We start from the raw sequence: 15,966 nt of genomic DNA, 5'->3' as shown, positions 1-15,966 counted from the left end.
CTCGTATGAGCCAGCAGGACGCTGGCGAAAGGGGCAGGCGGGGCAGGACGCCCCGTCTGACCCGGTACGAAGGCTGACGAGTGAAGTGAAGGCATCGCGCAAAGCGCGACGCGAGGACCGCCCGGGCGAGGGAGCCGCCGGTTAGCGTGCTCACCGCATCAAGAAAACATCCAAGTTAACGCAACCACTCGGGTAAATCATGCAGCCCCATCGCCTGCTTCAGCAGCTTCGGCTTCACGCCCGGCAGCTTATCCGCCAGCGCCAGCCCGACATCACGCAACAGCTTCTTCGCTGGATTATCACCGTTAAACAGCTCGCGGAAACCCTGCATACTGGCTAACATCAGCGCCGCGCTGTGCTTGCGGCTACGCTCGTAACGACGCAGATACAGATGCTCACCAATATCCCGGCCCTGCTGATGCAGGCGTCGGATCTCACCAATCAACTCCGCCGCATCCATAAAGCCAAGATTCACCCCCTGCCCCGCCAGCGGATGGATGGTGTGGGCAGCGTCGCCCACCAGCGCCAGACGGTGCGCGGCAAAACTGCGCGCAAAGCGCCCCATCAGCGGGAAAACCTGACGATCGCTTTCCAGCTCGCACAGCCCCAGACGCAGATCAAAATGCACCGACAGCTGCTGGTTGAATACCTCTTCCGGCATTGATTGCAGACGAGTGGCTTCCTGCGGCGGTAAAGACCAGACAATAGAACAAAGATGCGGATCGCTCAACGGCAGGAAGGCCAGAATACCTTCACCGTGGAATACCTGCCGGGCCACCGCATCATGCGGTTTCTCGGTACGAATATTAGCAACCAGCGCATGATGCTCATAATCCCAGAAGGTGAGCGGGATATCCGCTTTGCTCCGCAGCCACGAGTTTGCGCCATCGGCGGCCACCAGCAGACGAGCGGTCATCATGCTGCCGTCTTTCAGCGTGACAAACGCTTCGTTGTCGCCAAAGGCAACCTGCTGCAGTTCAGCCGGGGAAATCAGGGTGATATCGCTCAGGCTCTCAGCCCGCTGCCACAGCGCCTGGTGGATCACCCGGTTTTCAATAATATGCCCCAGATGCGACAGCCCCTGCTGCTCATCGTCAAAGACGATATGACCAAAGCTGTCGCGATCCCACACTTCCATGCCGTGATAGGCGCTGGCACGCGTGGCCAGGATGGTACTCCACACGCCAAGATGCTGTAACAGGCGCTCACTGGCGGCGTTAATCGCCGAAACGCGCAGCGCATAGGGCGCATCTGCCGCAGCGGCAACCGGCGCTTCACGCTCCAACACCGCCACGCGCAGGCCGCTCCCTTGCAGGCCACAGGCCACCGCAAGACCGACCATACCGCCACCGGCAACGATGACATCAAATGTTTGCATTACAGCTTTCTCCTCAACGCTTAACCCAGCCTAACGTGCGCTCGGCCAGCAAATTACGTAACGGCGGCAGATGATCCATCGCCAACAGCCCCAGGTTGCGCCCCACCGTTAAAGGCTGATAGCGATTGGCAAACAGCCGAACCAGACCATCGGTCACGCCAATCGTGGCCTCAACGTCCGGCTGACGGCGCTGCTGATAGTGATGCAGGGTAGCGTATTCGCCTACGCCCTGCCCGCTGCGCCAGGCGGCGGCCACCGTTTCGGCCAGCGACATCACGTCGCGAATCCCCAGATTAAACCCCTGTCCGGCAATCGGATGCAGCGTCTGGGCAGCATTACCCACCAGCGCAAGGCGGTGAGAAATATGCTGCGCAGCGGTTTGCAGCTGGAGCGGATAGCTGTGGCGCTGACCCACCTGAGTGAATCGCCCAAGACGCCAGCCGAAGGCGCGCTGAAGCTCACTGAGAAAGCGATCGTCGCTCCAGCCGTCAACTGCGCTTTTCTGTGCCAGCGGATGACACCAGACCAAAGAACTGCGCCCGCCCGACATCGGCAGCAGCGCCAGCGGTCCGTGCTCGGTAAAGCGCTCGAACGCCTGCCCGCCGTGCGACAGCTGGGTAGAGACATTGGCAATCACCGCCACCTGCTGGTAATCATCGCTGCTCCACTGCATCCCGCAGGCCGCCGCGACCTTTGAACGCGTCCCGTCTGCCGCCACCAGCAGGTCCGCATTCAGCACGTCACCGCTGTCCAGAGTCACACTGACCCGCTGCTGTGTGCGCGCGACGTCCGCCACGGTGTTCGGGCAGCGCAGCGTGATGCCCGGTGCCTGCTTCAGTCGGGCAAACAGCCGCTGCCCGACGTCGTGCAGTTCCACCACGTGGCCCAGCGCGGGAACGCCAAAATCAGCGGCATCCAGCGAAACGAAAGTGGCATGACCACGATCGCTGACGTGAACGTGGGTAATCGGCGTGGCGCAGGACTCCAGCGCCGACCATAAATTGATTGCCGCCAGCTGCTGACTGGTGCCTTCCGCCAGCGCAATCGCCCGCCCGTCGAAACCGGGATGCGCCCGGCTTTCAGGTTCCCTGGCTTCAACCAGCGTCACCGCCAGCTGTCCCTGTGTCAGATGAGAGATCGCCAGAGCCAGCGTTGCGCCGGCCATTCCTCCCCCTGCAATTATTATGCTCATTGCTGCTTCGCTGCCGCCATCAGTGCTTCAATTTCATCGGCATCTTTGACCACCGTATCGGTCAGATTTTCGTTGCCGTCCGCGGTGATAATGATGTCATCCTCAATACGAATACCGATACCGCGATACTGAGCGGGGACATCGGCATCCGGTGCAATATACAGACCCGGTTCGATGGTCAGTACCATGCCCGGTTCGAGAAGGCGATCGCGATCCACGCCGTAATGGCCGACGTCATGCACGTCCAGACCCAGCCAGTGGCTGAGGCCGTGCATAAAGAACGGGCGATGCGCCTGCTCGGCAATCAGCGTTTCAACGTCACCGTGCAGAATGCCCAGATCCACCAACCCGCTGACCATGATAGACACCACCTCCGCTGTCACTTCACGAATGCTGGTGCCGGGGCGATACAGCGCCAGCGCCTTATACAGCGAAGCCAGCACGATGTCATATATCTCGCGCTGCGGTGCGGTAAATTTACCGCCAACCGGGAAAGTGCGGGTGATATCACCGGCGTAGCCCTGATATTCACAGCCCGCATCAATCAGCACCAGCTGACCTTCGCGCATCTGACTTTCGTTTTCGGTGTAGTGCAGGATGCAGCCGTTTTCTCCGGCTCCAACGATGGTGTTGTAGGACGGGAAGCGTGCGCCGTGGCGATTGAACTCATGATGAATTTCGCCTTCCAGCTGGTATTCGTACATCCCGGGGCGTGACTGCTCCATTGCACGGGTATGTGCCAGCGCGCTGATGCGACCGGCCTCGCGCAGTACTGCCTGCTCTTCAGCCGATTTAATCAGGCGCATTTCGTGTACCCACGGACGCCAGTCGGTCAGCGTTGCCGGGGCAGAAAGGTTCTGCCGTGAACCGCGACGCAGTTTCTCCAGGGCACTAAAGACGATGTCATCCATCTGACCATACTGGCCCTGCGCGTGGTACACCACGTCGAGTCCGTTAAGCAGCAGATGGAGCTGTTCGCCGATCTCGCCCCACGGCAGCGCACGATCCACAGACAGCGCCTGCGGTGCAGCATCCTGACCCAGACGACGACCAAACCAGATCTCAGCGGTGAGATCGCGCACGCGGTTAAACAACACGCTGTGGTTATGACTTTCGTCACTTTTTATCAGGATCAACAGCGCTTCCGGCTCGTTAAATCCGGTGAAATACCAGAAATCACTGTTTTGTCGGTAAGGATATTCGCTGTCATTACTGCGCGTCACTTCCGGCGCGGCAAAAATCAGCGCCGCGCTGCCGGGGGCCATTTTCGCTAACAGCGCCTGGCGACGGCGTAAAAATTCCTGCTGGGTCATTTGCTCTCCTTAAGTTACGGATTCACCGCTTGCAAGCCTTCAGGGCACACAGTTGCTTAATGCAGGGTTGGCTTTTGCACGACCACGTTGGTCGGTGACGAACGAGTAAAGGTATCGTGGCACAGCAGCGCGGCAACGCGCACGTACTCGATCACCTCTTCCAGAGACTGCTCCAGCTCGTCCTGGTCTTCATCTTCGTCATAGCCCAACTGCGCAATGGTACGCAGATCGTCGATGGCCTCACCGGTTTCACCCTTCACTTTATCCAGCTTAGGCTGAGTCACGCCCAGCCCAAGCAGGAAATGGTTGACCCATCCCGCCAGCGCGTCGGCACGATCGAATACGGTGATATCCTCATCGTCCGGCAGATAAAGCTGGAACATAAAGCCGTCATCTTCCAGAGAATCGCCAATGGCCTGATGCAACTCCTGCAGCGGCAGCGACAGAGACTGGGAGAAAGCCATGCCTTCGTTAGTCAGGTCATGAACCAGCGCCTGCCAGCTGCTGTCCTGGTTGCCGCCGCAGAGCAGACCGCTGATCAGACCGTGCATTTCGGCAGGGGTCATCCCCACGCCCTGCTGTGTAAGTGCTGAAGCCAGAGTGTTGTATCCCGGCATTACGTTAGATAGTGACATTCGTTTTCGTCATCGTTGGCTGAATAAGTTCGTGTTATGCTAACACCAGGTACCTCAAGGATTCCATTAAAGGGGTTGTTGTTTCTCTCAGGGGTAGTTTATAGTGTCGCCCCTCCCGACCCATTGCGTGGTAAGGGTATTTGCGGGCGCAGTATTCAGTCAGGAAGGTGGCATGTCTGCACAACCGGTAGATCTTCAAATTTTTGGCCGTTCATTAAGAGTAAATTGTCCGCCCGAACAGCAAGATGCGCTGAATCTGGCTGCCGAAGACCTTAATCAACGGTTGCAAGACTTAAAAGTTCGCACTAGAGTCACAAATACAGAGCAGCTGGTATTTATCGCAGCACTGAATATTTGCCATGAACTGGCGCAGGAAAAAGTCAAAACACGTGACTATGCGTCTAACATGGAGCAGCGTATTCGTATGTTGCAGCAGACCATTGAGCAGGCATTACTTGAGCAAGGTCGCATTACTGAACGTACTGGTGCGAAGTTCGAATAACAATTTGTCGTTACCTGTGATACAGTGACGGTGAAGCACAAAATTTCTCTGAGATGTTTGCAAGCGGGCCAGTCCCCTGAGCCGATATTTCATACCAAACAGAGTGTGGCGCTCTGTAACCTGTGTGCATGCCCGGCTCGTCCGGGAAGCCTGATGGTTACGACGGCATACTCACCTTGAACCAAGGGTTCAAGGGTTACAGCCTGCGGCGGCATCTCGGAGATTCCCACTTTTTATCTGTAGTACTCTTCCTTCTGTACGGTTTCTTTTCTACGCTAACGGCACTCAACGACATCGTTTAACGGAGTCAGCCTTGCGATGAACCTTAATCTTTCCGACCGTCAGGATATTCGTACCCACGTCCGCCATCTTCGCCGTGCGCTCAGCGATGAGCAGCAGCAGCTGGCTGCGGTGCAGGCTGCTGAACACGCGCTGAGCTTCGCTCCGCTCGAGCGAGCTAAAAATATTGCGCTGTTCCTTTCGGTTGATGGCGAACTGAATACCCGGCCGCTGATTGCCAAACTGTGGCAGAGAAAGCAGCGGGTCTATCTGCCGGTGCTGCATCCCTTCTCTCCCGGAAACCTGCTGTTCATCCGCTATGACGAACAAACCGAACTGAAAAAAAACCGTCTGCGCATCCCGGAACCGCCGCTGGATATCCGCAATCTGCTGCCGCTGAGCGAGCTGGACGTGCTGCTGGTACCATTAGTGGCATTTGATGCACAGGGCCAGCGGCTCGGCATGGGCGGCGGGTTCTATGATCGCACGCTGCAAAACTGGCAGCAGCATGGCTTTTTACCTGTGGGGCTGGCACACGACTGTCAGCAGGTGGAAAAGATCCCAATGGCCGCGTGGGATATCCCACTCCCTGCGCTGATTACACCGTCGAAAATCTGGCAGTGGTGAGATAAAAAAAGCGACTCGAAAGTCGCCTTTTATGTCGTTTACTGCATCAATCCGTGCCGCGAACCTTCGGCCCGCCAGCGGGATTAGTACAGCAGACGCGCGCGGATAGTACCCGGAATCGCCTTCATCAGCTGTAGCGCTTTATCCGCCACTTCCTGCGATGCATCAACGTCAATCACCACATAACCCATCTGCGGCGTGGTTTGCAGATACTGGGCTGAGATGTTGATGCCCTGATCGGCAAAGATCAGGTTGATCGCGGTCAACACGCCAGGACGGTTTTCGTGGATATGCAGCAGACGGCTAACGCTGGCACCGTGCATTGGCAGCGACACTTCAGGGAAGTTAACCGCGGACAGCGTTGAACCGTTGTCAGAGTATTTCGCCAGCTTGCCGGCCACTTCGATACCGATGTTTTCCTGCGCTTCCTGAGTCGAACCACCAATGTGTGGGGTCAGAATCACGTTGTCGAACTCGCACAGCGGTGAGTTAAACGGATCGCTGTTGGTCGCAGGCTCTTCCGGGAAGACGTCGATTGCCGCGCCCGCCAGATGCTTATCGGCCAGCACTTTGCACAGCGCAGGGATATCCACCACGGTGCCGCGCGAAGCGTTGATCAGCAGAGAACCCGGCTTCATCAGCGCCAGTTCTTCTGCACCCATCATGTTCTGCGTGGACTGAGTTTCAGGAACGTGCAGGCTCACCACATCGCTCATGTTCAGCAGATCTGAAAGATGCTGTACCTGCGTTGCATTGCCCAGCGGCAGCTTGCTTTCGATGTCGTAGAAGAACACGTGCATGCCCAGGCTCTCGGCCAGCACGCCCAGCTGCATACCAATGTGGCCATAGCCGATGATGCCCAGCTTTTTACCGCGCGCTTCAAACGAACCTACCGCCAGTTTATGCCACACGCCACGGTGCGCTTTGGCGTTGGCCGCCGGCACGCCGCGCAGCATCAGCAGCAGCTCGCCGATAACCAGTTCAGCTACGGATCGGGTATTGGAGAAAGGTGCATTAAACACCGGGATACCGCGAGATGCAGCGGCATTCAGGTCAACCTGGTTGGTCCCGATACAGAAGCAGCCTACGGCAACCAGCTTTTCAGCGGCGGCGAAGATCTCTTCGGTAAGATGAGTACGGGAGCGCAACCCGATAAAGTGTGCATCGCGAATGGACTCTTTCAGAGCCTCGCTATCCAGTGCACCTTTGTGAAATTCAATGTTGGTGTAACCTGCAGCGCGGAGATTATCGACCGCACTCTGATGTACGCCTTCCACCAGCAAGAACTTAATCTTGTCTTTCTCCAGTGATACTTTTGCCATTTCCCGACCTTTATTTAGCAGACTTCAGATGTGGCTGAATCCCTTTTACCATTCATTTTGCCACCGCGGCATCGCGAAGCGAGATGAACAGTGACGGGGATATAAGATTGCCTTCTGTCAAAATAACAAAATTTACGCTGGCAGCAATACAAACGATTGCCTGCCCCACAGCACGGCGGTGCCTTCTGCCAGAACAAACCGATAGAAAATCATGATGCGTTGCATAGCTTCAGGAGGATCGCGCGGCTGAGTCATCTACTGTGACATAAGTCACTAAATTTTGACCGTAAAAGAAAAGATGTTTTTTAGATCAAAATAACAGGCACCGCACGGGTGCCTGACAGATCATTTGGTAATAGTCTTCACGCCGTTTGCGGTGCCGATGAGCGCCACGTCCGCACCACGAGCAGCAAACAGGCCGACGGTCACCACACCCGGCAGCGCGTTGATGGCCACTTCCAGTGCGATCGGGTCAAGGATCTTGAGGTTGTAGACATCCAGAATGATATTGCCGTTGTCGGTGACCACGTCCTGACGGTATTCAGGCAGGCCGCCCAGCTTCACCAACTCACGGGCAACGTAGGAGCGCGCCATCGGGATCACTTCAACCGGCAGCGGGAACTTGCCCAACACGTCAACCTGCTTGGTGGCATCGGCAATACAGATAAAGCGCTCGGCCACTGCCGCAACGATTTTTTCGCGGGTCAGCGCGGCACCGCCGCCTTTGATCATCTGCATCTGGCCGTTAATCTCGTCGGCGCCGTCAACATACACCGCCAGAGAGTCAACTTCGTTAAGATTGAAAACGTGAATACCTAACTCTTTGAGTTTAGCGGTGGAGGCTTCGGAGCTGGAAACCGCGCCCTCAATCTGGTGTTTAATCGATCCCAGTGCATCAATAAAATGCGCGGCGGTAGAGCCGGTTCCTACGCCAACAATGGTGCCGGGAGTCACGTAGTCGAGCGCTGCCCAGCCAACGGCTTTTTTCAGTTCATCCTGCGTCATGATATGTTTAAACCTGTGAGTCACTGTGTGCGCGTAGTATAAAGCAATGACTGCAAAAATAATCGCCCATGAGAGTGACTGATGAGCAGGAATGGAAGCTGGCCCACAAAGTGGTTGATTCACAAAGTGACGTTTGCCCGCGCAAAAGATAAAAACTGTGGCATAGTGCTTAAACCACACCTGAGAAGAGTATAACGATTAATGAAACGTCCCGATTATCGAACGCTTCAGGCGCTGGATGCAGTGATTCGTGAACGCGGCTTTGAACGCGCCGCACAAAAGCTCTGTATTACCCAGTCAGCTGTTTCGCAACGTATCAAGCAGCTGGAAAATATGTTTGGCCAGCCGCTGCTGGTGCGTACCGTCCCGCCCCGCCCGACCGAACAGGGGCAAAAGCTGCTGGCGCTGCTGCACCAGGTTGAGCTACTGGAAGAAGAGTGGCTGGGTGATGACAGCGGTGGCACCACGCCACTGTTGCTGTCGCTGGCGGTGAACGCCGACAGTCTGGCAACCTGGCTGTTACCGGCGCTGAAAACCGTGCTGACCGACTCTCCGGTCCGCCTGAATATTCAGGTTGAAGATGAAACGCGAACCCAGGAACGTCTGCGCCGTGGCGAAGTCGTTGGCGCAATCAGTATTCAGCCACAGCCGCTGCCGAGCTGCCTGGTCGATCAGCTGGGCGCGCTGGACTACCTGTTTGTCGGGTCGAAAGAGTTTGCCGCGCGCTACTTCCCGAACGGCGTCACCCGCTCCGCGCTGCTGAAAGCGCCGGCGGTGGCGTTTGACCATCTGGATGATATGCATCAGGCCTTCCTGCAGCAGAACTTCGATTTGTCACCGGGCAGCGTACCCTGCCATATCGTGAACTCGTCGGAAGCCTTCGTACAGCTGGCACGCCAGGGCACCACCTGCTGTATGATCCCGCATCTGCAAATTGAGCGCGAACTGGCGGAAGGTGAGCTGATCGATCTGACGCCGGGCCTGTTACAGCGCCGTATGCTCTACTGGCACCGCTTCGCCCCGGAAAGCCGCCTGATGCGCAAAGTTACCGATGCGCTGCTGGCTCACGGCCATCGCGTTCTGCGTCAGGATACGGTTTAGGCGGGAAACGTTTTGAGTCAGCTGCGGGCGGGCCAGTTGTTCTGGTCCGCCCGCAGTGCGTTATGGCTTACGGATTGCGCTGCAATTCAAAGACCACATCAACCTGATCGTCGAAATGAATACTCTGCTGTTCATAGGTTTGTGCCGCAGAGGTCATCGGAGCCGCATCCGCCGATTTATACATCCGCGCCATTGGCATCGGCTGGTAGTTGGCAACGTGATAGCGCACGCTGTAGACTGGTCCAAGCTTGCTGCCAAAGCCCTGGGCTAGCTCGCCCGCCTGCTTAATCGCATCATCAATTGCCGCTTTACGCGCCTTCTGACGATACTGTTCAGGATCGGCCACGCCCAGCTCGACGGAGCGGATTTCGTTCAGGCCGTTCTTCAGCGCGCCATCCAGCAGCTCGTTGAGCTTATCCAGCTGACGCAGCGTAACCTGCACCTGGCGCACGGCGCGATAGCCCTTCAGCACCGACTTGCCGTCTTTCAGGTAATCGTACTCCGGCTGGGTACGCAGGTTGGCCGCATTGATATCTTTCTTCTCAATGCCGCTTTTATTCAGGAAATCAAAATATTGCTGAACGCGGGTATCGGCCTGCTTTTTGGCTTCAGCAGCATCTTTCGCGGTGATATTAACTTCAATCGCAAGGGTAGCAATATCCGGCGCGGCGTCCACGCTGGACTGGCCTGAAGTGACCACGTGCGGGCCGGCAGGCAGTTCATCAGCCTGCGTCACCAACGGTAAACTACCCAGAACAATCATTGCGGCCAGAGCCAGTTTAGTGAGCTTCACTGCGTCCTCCATGGGGGTGTCATATGTATCAGATCGGGCACTGCCGGAGCCGGGTGCTGCGGCAGTGTAATGTTCCGTCTATTTGTCACGATACAGTGTAGAGCGCCGTATCCCGTCACGCTATGACCTGAATTCTGGAAGTGAGTTCCCGTTAATAGAAATGCAGCGCCTGCATCGCCAGCTTGAGTGCAATCACCCACATTACGCCGCCCACCAGCAGATTAATAATCCTCTGCGCGCGCGGGGTATTCAGCACCGGGGCCAGCCAGGCGGCTAGCATCGCCAACCCGAAGAACCAGACGATTGAGGTACTGATCGAACCAAAGGCGAACCAGCGTCGCGCCTCTTCCGGCAGTTGCCCTCCCAGGCTACCCAGCAGCACGAAGGTGTCGATGTAAACGTGCGGATTGAGCCAGGTTACGGCGATCATAGTGACAATAATCCGCCAGCGGCTCTGCTTCATCGCTCCGGCGGCAGCCAGTTGGACATCCCCGCTGAACGCGGTGCGCAGCGCGCCCCAGCCATACCATAACAGGAACGCCACGCCCGCCCAGGTGACCAGGTTCAGCAACAGAACCGACTGGCTGAGCAGCGCGCTGCCGCCAAAAATACCGCCGCAGATCAGCAGAATATCGCTCAGCGTGCAGAGCGCGGCGGTCATCAGATGATACTGGCGGCGAACGCCCTGGTTCATCACAAATGCATTTTGCGGCCCCAGCGGCAGGATCAGCGCCGCACCCATTGCAACACCCTGAAAATAAACGGATAACATAAAAAAAGACCTCATTTACACTCGATTTGCGGCAAGTGTATAGCGGCCTCATCATTAGGGGAAACTTTATAATTTAATGACCCATCACTTTCGCTAATATTCCGTAATGGCGAATGGCAACACGGCGTGAGGATGTAAAACCGCAGTCGTGGTCTTCAGGTTTAAAGGGGGCTGCCGGCTGTGCGGCGTTGTGGCAAAAAAAAGCCCCCTGCCCGCAGGGGCAGAGGGCATATGGCCTGGGCCAGTTATGCCTCTTTGGTCAGATCGACTTCCGGCGCTTTGGTCTGATGCAGGTGAACATCCATCTGCGGATAAGGGATGCCGATTTCTTTCGCATCCAGAGCGTTTTTAAACTCCTTCATCAGATCCCAGTAAACCTGCTGCAGATCACCGGCCTTGCTCCAGCAGCGCACGACGAAGTTCAGCGAAGATGGTGCCATCTCGTTCAGGCCAATCTGCACGCCGCGTTCCTGCAGCACACGCGGTTCCGCCTCAACAATACCGCGCAGCAGCGTAATCACTTCATCCACATCCGCATCGTAGGCCACGCCGATAATAAACTCATTACGGCGCTCCGGCTCGCGGGAGAAGTTAGTGATATTACCGGCGATGATTTTCCCGTTGGGCACCACGACAATTTTGCCGTCGGCGGTTTTCAGCGTGGTAGAGAAAATCTGCACGTTCTGTACCGTTCCCATCACGCCGATATCAATAAACTCACCCGTACGGAACGGGCGGAAGGTGACCAGCAGCACGCCGGCCGCCAGGTTAGAAAGCGAGCCTTGCAGTGCAAGACCGATGGCCAGACCGGCGGCACCGAGTACGGCAATCACCGAGGCGGTCTGCACGCCCACGCGGCCCAGCGCGGCAATCAGCGTGAAGGCGATAATGCCGTAACGCACCAGCGCAGAAAGGAAATCAGCCACCGTTGCATCAAGGTGACGGGCGCGCATCAGGCGATTGATCGTATTGGAAACAATGCGCGCAACCAGCATCCCGATGATGATGATTGCTATCGCTGCCACAATGTTTACCGCATAGCTCAGCAGCAGCGCCTGGTTGCGCACCAGCCAGCTCCCCGCATTGCTGATGCCATCGACCACGTTTAAATCTTCCATTTTCCCATCCTGTTGTTTGCCCAAAAGAGGCGTTCAAAACTGTGCCGCCTGGCGGCAGCCTGAGCATTAAGGGTAAGCAACAGCGCGAGAATCTGCCAGGTTTCTGACGTAATCAGCTGGAATTTATGGGGAAATTGCATAAAAAAAGGCCCTTTCGGGCCTTTTTTGCACAGCGGACAAATTACAGAACGTCGATCGCGTTCAGTTCTTTGAAGGCCTGCTCCAGACGAACAACCATGGACGCCTGAGCTGAACGCAGCCACACGCGGGGGTCATAGTATTTCTTGTTCGGGCTATCCACGCCATTTGGGTTACCCAGCTGGCCCTGCAGATAGTCTTCGTTCTTTTTGTAGAACTGCAGAATACCGTCCCATGTTGCCCACTGGGTATCGGTATCGATGTTCATTTTGATCACGCCGTAGCCGATAGATTCTTCGATTTCAGCAGCTGAAGAACCGGAACCACCGTGGAACACGAAGTCCAGGGAGTTGTGCGGCAGGTTGTGTTTCTTGCTGACGTAATCCTGAGAGTCGCGCAGGATAGTTGGGGTCAGCTTCACGTTACCTGGCTTGTACACGCCGTGTACGTTACCGAAAGAGGCAGCGATAGTGAAACGCGGGCTGATTTTGCTCAGCTCGGTGTAAGCGTAATCAACGTCTTCTGGCTGAGTGTACAGTGCAGATGCGTCCATATGGCTGTTGTCCACGCCATCTTCTTCACCGCCGGTGCAGCCCAGTTCGATTTCCAGAGTCATATCGAGCTTCGCCATGCGAGCCAGATATTTGCTGGAAATCTCGATGTTCTCTTCCAGAGACTCTTCAGACAGATCGATCATGTGAGAAGAGAACAGTGGCTTACCGGTTTTAGCGAAGTGAGCTTCACCCGCATCCAGCAGACCGTCGATCCACGGCAGCAGTTTCTTCGCGCAGTGGTCGGTATGCAGGATAACCGGCACGCCGTAGTGCTCTGCCATCAGATGCACATGATGTGCACCAGCGATCGCACCCAGGATTGCAGCAGCCTGTGGCTTGTCAGATTTCAGGCCTTTACCAGCGATAAAAGCAGCACCGCCGTTAGAGAACTGAACGATGACCGGAGATTTTACTTTTGCAGCAGCTTCCAGCACGGCGTTGATTGAGTCGGTACCGACGCAGTTAACCGCTGGCAGAGCGAATTTGTTTTCTTTCGCTACTTTGAAGATCTTCTGCACGTCATCGCCGGTGACAACGCCTGGTTTTACGAAATCAAAAATTTTAGACATGTTAGCTTGTCCTGTTTCTTCGGTCGTATTAAAGGATTCTGTTCTCACGCGGAGCCTTACGCGGCTCCGCCCCGAGGTTTAATTACTGCTTAGCACGCTCTTGCAGCATGGCGACTGCTGGCAGAGTTTTGCCTTCCACGAACTCCAGGAAAGCACCACCGCCGGTAGAGATGTAGGAAATTTTATCTTCGATACCGAACAGATCGATAGCGGCCAGCGTATCACCACCGCCAGCGATGGAGAAAGCTTCGCTGTCGGCGATCGCTTTAGCAACGATTTCAGTGCCTTTACGGAAGTTCGGGAATTCGAACACGCCAACCGGGCCGTTCCACAGGATGGTTTTGGCTTCTTTCAACAGCTTAGCCATTGCCAGTGCGGTTTCGTCGCCGAAGTCCATGATCTCTTCGTTGTCCTGAACTTCGCTCACTTTCTTCACGGTTGAAGGTGCGGTTTCAGAGAACTCGGTACCCACGCGTGAATCGGTAGGAACCGGGATTTTGAACTCGTCGCGCAGTTTTTTCGCCGCTTCAACGAAATCTGGCTCATACAGAGACTTGCCGACGTTGTTGTCGATAGCCACGAAGGTGTTGGCGATGCCGCCGCCGACGATAACGGTGTCGGCAATTTTCACCAGCGAGTTCAGCACGTCGAATTTAGTGGAAACTTTAGAACCACCGACCACGGCAACCATTGGGCGCTCAGGGTTAGACAGGGCTTTACCTAATGCTTCCAGTTCGGCTGACAGCAGCGGACCTGCACAGGCAACCGGGGCAAATTTGCCCACGCCGTGAGTAGAGGCCTGCGCGCGGTGTGCGGTGCCGAAGGCGTCCATCACGAAGATGTCGCACAGCGCGGCGTATTTTTTAGAGAGGGCTTCGTCGTCTTTCTTCTCGCCTTTGTTGAAGCGAACGTTTTCCAGCACCACCAGCTTACCGGCTTCCAGCTCAACGCCGTCCAGGTAATCTTTCGCCAGGGAAACGGTATCCGCGCCCAGCTTATCTTTCAGGTAGTTAACCACCGGCAGCAGAGAGAACTCTTCGTTGTACTCACCTTCAACCGGACGGCCCAGGTGGGAGGTAACCATCACTTTTGCGCCCTGCTTCAGAGCCGCTTCGATAGTCGGTAGAGAAGCACGGATACGTGCATCTGACGTCACTTTCCCTTCTTTTACCGGCACGTTCAGATCGGCACGGATCAGAACACGTTTACCAGCAAGATCCAGATCGGTCATCTTAATTACAGACATGGTGAACCCTCTCGTTGATTCTCAAAGTTTTACAGACGCAGCCGCGTCCTGACTGAAACCGATATCGGCCATCGCTAACGTGGTATCCAGCATTCTGTTAGCAAAGCCCCATTCGTTATCACACCAGACCAAGGTCTTAATCAGGTGCTGACCACTGACCCGGGTCTGCGTGCCGTCAACGATGGCACTGTGCGGGTCGTGATTAAAATCAATAGAGACTAACGGTAATTCCGTGTAGTCAACTATACCACTAAAAGCCCCTTCTGACGCACTTTGCAGCAGGGCGTTGACCTCACTGGCCTTAACCGCATCCCGCACGCTGACGCTGAGGTCAATCGCCGTCACGTTAATCGTCGGCACGCGTACGGCAATCGCTTCGAAACGGTCATTAAATTTCGGAAAAATGCGGGTGATGCCAGCGGCCAGACGCGTATCAACCGGAATAATCGACTGGCTGGCCGCACGAGTACGCCGCAGATCGGGATGATAGGCATCAATCACCTGCTGATCGTGCATCGCGGAGTGGATGGTGGTTACCGTACCCGACTCAATCCCCCACGCATCATCCAGCAGTTTGATTATTGGAATAATACAGTTCGTGGTGCAGGACGCGTTCGATACCAACAGATGTTCCGGCAGCAGCTCTTGCTCATTCACACCGAAAACGACCGTGGCGTCCAGGTCATTGCCTCCAGGATGGGAGAACAACACTTTTTTTGCCCCTGAAAGCAGATGCGCTTCGCCGTCGGCACGGCTGCCGTAGACCCCGGTGCAGTCCAGCACGATATCCACATTCAGTTCGCGCCACGGCAGAGAGGCTATATCGGCGTGATGCAGCAGGCGGATAGTGTCATCGCCAACCGACAGCAGATCGCGCTCCTGGCGCACATCCCAGGCAAAGCGGCCATGGCTGGTGTCGTATTTCAACAGATGGGCCATTCCGGCGGCATCAGCCAGCTCGTTAATGGCAACCACCGTAATTTCAGCACGACGTCCGGTTTCGTACAGCGCACGCAGAACATTGCGCCCGATGCGACCAAATCCGTTAATGGCAATGCGAACCGTCATATTACTCCTGCATCAGAATTCTCTATGAAATCGGACGATTAGCCTGAGCCAGACGCCGCGATTTGTACAGGAAATTCTTGCGCCCCCTCCGTGGCAGGCCAGCGGCTGCATCGGCGGTGACAATCAAACTGAAACGCTTCAGCTAGAATAATAGAAGTCAGGAATAATAGGAATGACCGTGATCAATTGCGGCGCTTAACTTTCGATCTGCGTCACAAAATTACGCAAAAAATGGCACATTCTGGCGCATAATTATCCACCCCTTCGCTTTTCACGATGAAATTTTAGACGAATACCACTTTATGTAAACCGCCTCCCGATGATGCGCTTAATCGGTGATTTCACGCTCCAATA

General features: G+C 55.8%; 15 protein-coding genes and 1 other RNA gene. 4 read left to right on the top strand and 12 right to left on the bottom strand.

Translation table 11 applies throughout. The features are described from left to right. Window positions 1–175 precede the first annotated feature (175 nt). The 4 genes from ubiI to IBT46_RS15020 are packed head-to-tail and all read right to left on the bottom strand — an operon-like array spanning window position 176 to window position 4,518. Window positions 176–1,378 carry an FAD-dependent 2-octaprenylphenol hydroxylase gene (ubiI, locus tag IBT46_RS15035; RefSeq protein ID WP_200546331.1) on the bottom strand — a complete coding sequence of 401 codons (1,203 nt, stop codon included), beginning with the start codon at window positions 1,376–1,378 and terminating at the stop codon, window positions 176–178. 13 nt (window positions 1,379–1,391) lie between these two features. After that, a complete protein-coding gene (ubiH, locus tag IBT46_RS15030) occupies window positions 1,392–2,570 on the bottom strand; it encodes a 2-octaprenyl-6-methoxyphenyl hydroxylase (protein WP_200546330.1) in 1,179 nt (392 codons plus the stop codon). Next, entirely contained in the window at window positions 2,567–3,883 is a 1,317-nt protein-coding gene (pepP, locus tag IBT46_RS15025; RefSeq protein WP_200546329.1) for a Xaa-Pro aminopeptidase, read from the bottom strand. The genes ubiH and pepP overlap by 4 nt, the downstream gene beginning before the upstream one ends. A 56-nt stretch (window positions 3,884–3,939) precedes the next feature. Continuing rightward, window positions 3,940–4,518, bottom strand: coding sequence for a YecA family protein (locus IBT46_RS15020; protein WP_105592350.1), 579 nt, complete (start codon window positions 4,516–4,518; stop codon window positions 3,940–3,942). Window positions 4,519–4,690: 172 nt separating this feature from the next. Here IBT46_RS15020 and zapA point away from each other — a divergent pair, with 172 nt between their 5' ends. From zapA to IBT46_RS15005, 3 genes are all read left to right on the top strand, one after another. Then, window positions 4,691–5,020 carry a cell division protein ZapA gene (gene zapA / locus IBT46_RS15015; RefSeq protein ID WP_105592351.1) on the top strand — a complete coding sequence of 110 codons (330 nt, stop codon included), beginning with the start codon at window positions 4,691–4,693 and terminating at the stop codon, window positions 5,018–5,020. Window positions 5,021–5,062: 42 nt separating this feature from the next. After that, window positions 5,063–5,247, top strand: a non-coding RNA gene (gene ssrS, locus IBT46_RS15010) — 6S RNA. A gap of 91 nt (window positions 5,248–5,338) precedes the next feature. Continuing rightward, entirely contained in the window at window positions 5,339–5,926 is a 588-nt protein-coding gene (locus tag IBT46_RS15005) for a 5-formyltetrahydrofolate cyclo-ligase (protein ID WP_200546328.1), read from the top strand. Window positions 5,927–6,009: 83 nt separating this feature from the next. Here IBT46_RS15005 and serA read toward each other — a convergent pair whose 3' ends face one another. Together serA and rpiA are read right to left on the bottom strand one after the other, a co-directional pair. Next, complete coding sequence (gene serA / locus IBT46_RS15000) at window positions 6,010–7,248, bottom strand: phosphoglycerate dehydrogenase (RefSeq protein WP_105592353.1); 1,239 nt, start codon at window positions 7,246–7,248, stop codon at window positions 6,010–6,012. A gap of 345 nt (window positions 7,249–7,593) precedes the next feature. Next, the gene (gene rpiA, locus IBT46_RS14995) at window positions 7,594–8,253 is read right to left on the bottom strand and encodes a ribose-5-phosphate isomerase RpiA (RefSeq protein ID WP_200546327.1); all 660 of its coding nucleotides are present in this window, start codon (window positions 8,251–8,253) and stop codon (window positions 7,594–7,596) included. A gap of 201 nt (window positions 8,254–8,454) precedes the next feature. Here rpiA and IBT46_RS14990 point away from each other — a divergent pair, with 201 nt between their 5' ends. Then, window positions 8,455–9,354, top strand: coding sequence for a LysR family transcriptional regulator ArgP (locus IBT46_RS14990; protein ID WP_105592355.1), 900 nt, complete (start codon window positions 8,455–8,457; stop codon window positions 9,352–9,354). Window positions 9,355–9,421: 67 nt separating this feature from the next. Here the strand turns inward: IBT46_RS14990 and IBT46_RS14985 are convergent, their stop codons facing one another. The 6 genes from IBT46_RS14985 to epd all read right to left on the bottom strand — a co-directional run bounded on the left by IBT46_RS14985 (window position 9,422) and on the right by epd (window position 15,612). Next, window positions 9,422–10,147, bottom strand: a complete 726-nt coding sequence (locus tag IBT46_RS14985) for an oxidative stress defense protein (protein ID WP_105592356.1) — start codon at window positions 10,145–10,147, stop codon at window positions 9,422–9,424. A 151-nt stretch (window positions 10,148–10,298) separates the two neighbouring features. Next, window positions 10,299–10,919, bottom strand: coding sequence for an arginine exporter ArgO (argO, locus tag IBT46_RS14980; protein WP_200546326.1), 621 nt, complete (start codon window positions 10,917–10,919; stop codon window positions 10,299–10,301). Between the two features lie 245 nt (window positions 10,920–11,164). Further along, a complete protein-coding gene (mscS, locus tag IBT46_RS14975; protein WP_200546325.1) occupies window positions 11,165–12,037 on the bottom strand; it encodes a small-conductance mechanosensitive channel MscS in 873 nt (290 codons plus the stop codon). 181 nt (window positions 12,038–12,218) lie between these two features. Further along, window positions 12,219–13,298, bottom strand: a complete 1,080-nt coding sequence (fbaA, locus tag IBT46_RS14970; RefSeq protein WP_123331122.1) for a class II fructose-bisphosphate aldolase — start codon at window positions 13,296–13,298, stop codon at window positions 12,219–12,221. A gap of 82 nt (window positions 13,299–13,380) precedes the next feature. Continuing rightward, window positions 13,381–14,544 carry a phosphoglycerate kinase gene (pgk, locus tag IBT46_RS14965; RefSeq protein WP_200546324.1) on the bottom strand — a complete coding sequence of 388 codons (1,164 nt, stop codon included), beginning with the start codon at window positions 14,542–14,544 and terminating at the stop codon, window positions 13,381–13,383. 21 nt (window positions 14,545–14,565) lie between these two features. Beyond that, on the bottom strand, window positions 14,566–15,612 hold the full coding sequence (gene epd / locus IBT46_RS14960) for an erythrose-4-phosphate dehydrogenase (protein ID WP_200546323.1): 1,047 nt from the start codon (window positions 15,610–15,612) through the stop codon (window positions 14,566–14,568). Window positions 15,613–15,966: the final 354 nt, after the last annotated feature.

This window comes from Erwinia sp. S38 (assembly GCF_016624545.1).
GTDB lineage: Bacteria > Pseudomonadota > Gammaproteobacteria > Enterobacterales > Enterobacteriaceae > Erwinia > Erwinia coffeiphila.
This window is presented reverse-complemented; position numbering and strand designations above follow the sequence as displayed.

Excerpts from the sequence above, each read along its gene's own strand:
- ubiI (WP_200546331.1), bottom strand. The coding sequence starts at position 1,378 with ATGCAAACATTTGATGTCATCGTTGCCGGTGGCGGTATGGTCGGTCTT.
- ubiH (WP_200546330.1), bottom strand. The coding sequence starts at position 2,570 with ATGAGCATAATAATTGCAGGGGGAGGAATGGCCGGCGCAACGCTGGCT.
- pepP (WP_200546329.1), bottom strand. The coding sequence starts at position 3,883 with ATGACCCAGCAGGAATTTTTACGCCGTCGCCAGGCGCTGTTAGCGAAA.
- IBT46_RS15020 (WP_105592350.1), bottom strand. The coding sequence starts at position 4,518 with ATGTCACTATCTAACGTAATGCCGGGATACAACACTCTGGCTTCAGCA.
- zapA (WP_105592351.1), top strand. The coding sequence starts at position 4,691 with ATGTCTGCACAACCGGTAGATCTTCAAATTTTTGGCCGTTCATTAAGA.
- IBT46_RS15005 (WP_200546328.1), top strand. The coding sequence starts at position 5,339 with ATGAACCTTAATCTTTCCGACCGTCAGGATATTCGTACCCACGTCCGC.
- serA (WP_105592353.1), bottom strand. The coding sequence starts at position 7,248 with ATGGCAAAAGTATCACTGGAGAAAGACAAGATTAAGTTCTTGCTGGTG.
- rpiA (WP_200546327.1), bottom strand. The coding sequence starts at position 8,253 with ATGACGCAGGATGAACTGAAAAAAGCCGTTGGCTGGGCAGCGCTCGAC.
- IBT46_RS14990 (WP_105592355.1), top strand. The coding sequence starts at position 8,455 with ATGAAACGTCCCGATTATCGAACGCTTCAGGCGCTGGATGCAGTGATT.
- argO (WP_200546326.1), bottom strand. The coding sequence starts at position 10,919 with ATGTTATCCGTTTATTTTCAGGGTGTTGCAATGGGTGCGGCGCTGATC.
- mscS (WP_200546325.1), bottom strand. The coding sequence starts at position 12,037 with ATGGAAGATTTAAACGTGGTCGATGGCATCAGCAATGCGGGGAGCTGG.
- fbaA (WP_123331122.1), bottom strand. The coding sequence starts at position 13,298 with ATGTCTAAAATTTTTGATTTCGTAAAACCAGGCGTTGTCACCGGCGAT.
- pgk (WP_200546324.1), bottom strand. The coding sequence starts at position 14,544 with ATGTCTGTAATTAAGATGACCGATCTGGATCTTGCTGGTAAACGTGTT.
- epd (WP_200546323.1), bottom strand. The coding sequence starts at position 15,612 with ATGACGGTTCGCATTGCCATTAACGGATTTGGTCGCATCGGGCGCAAT.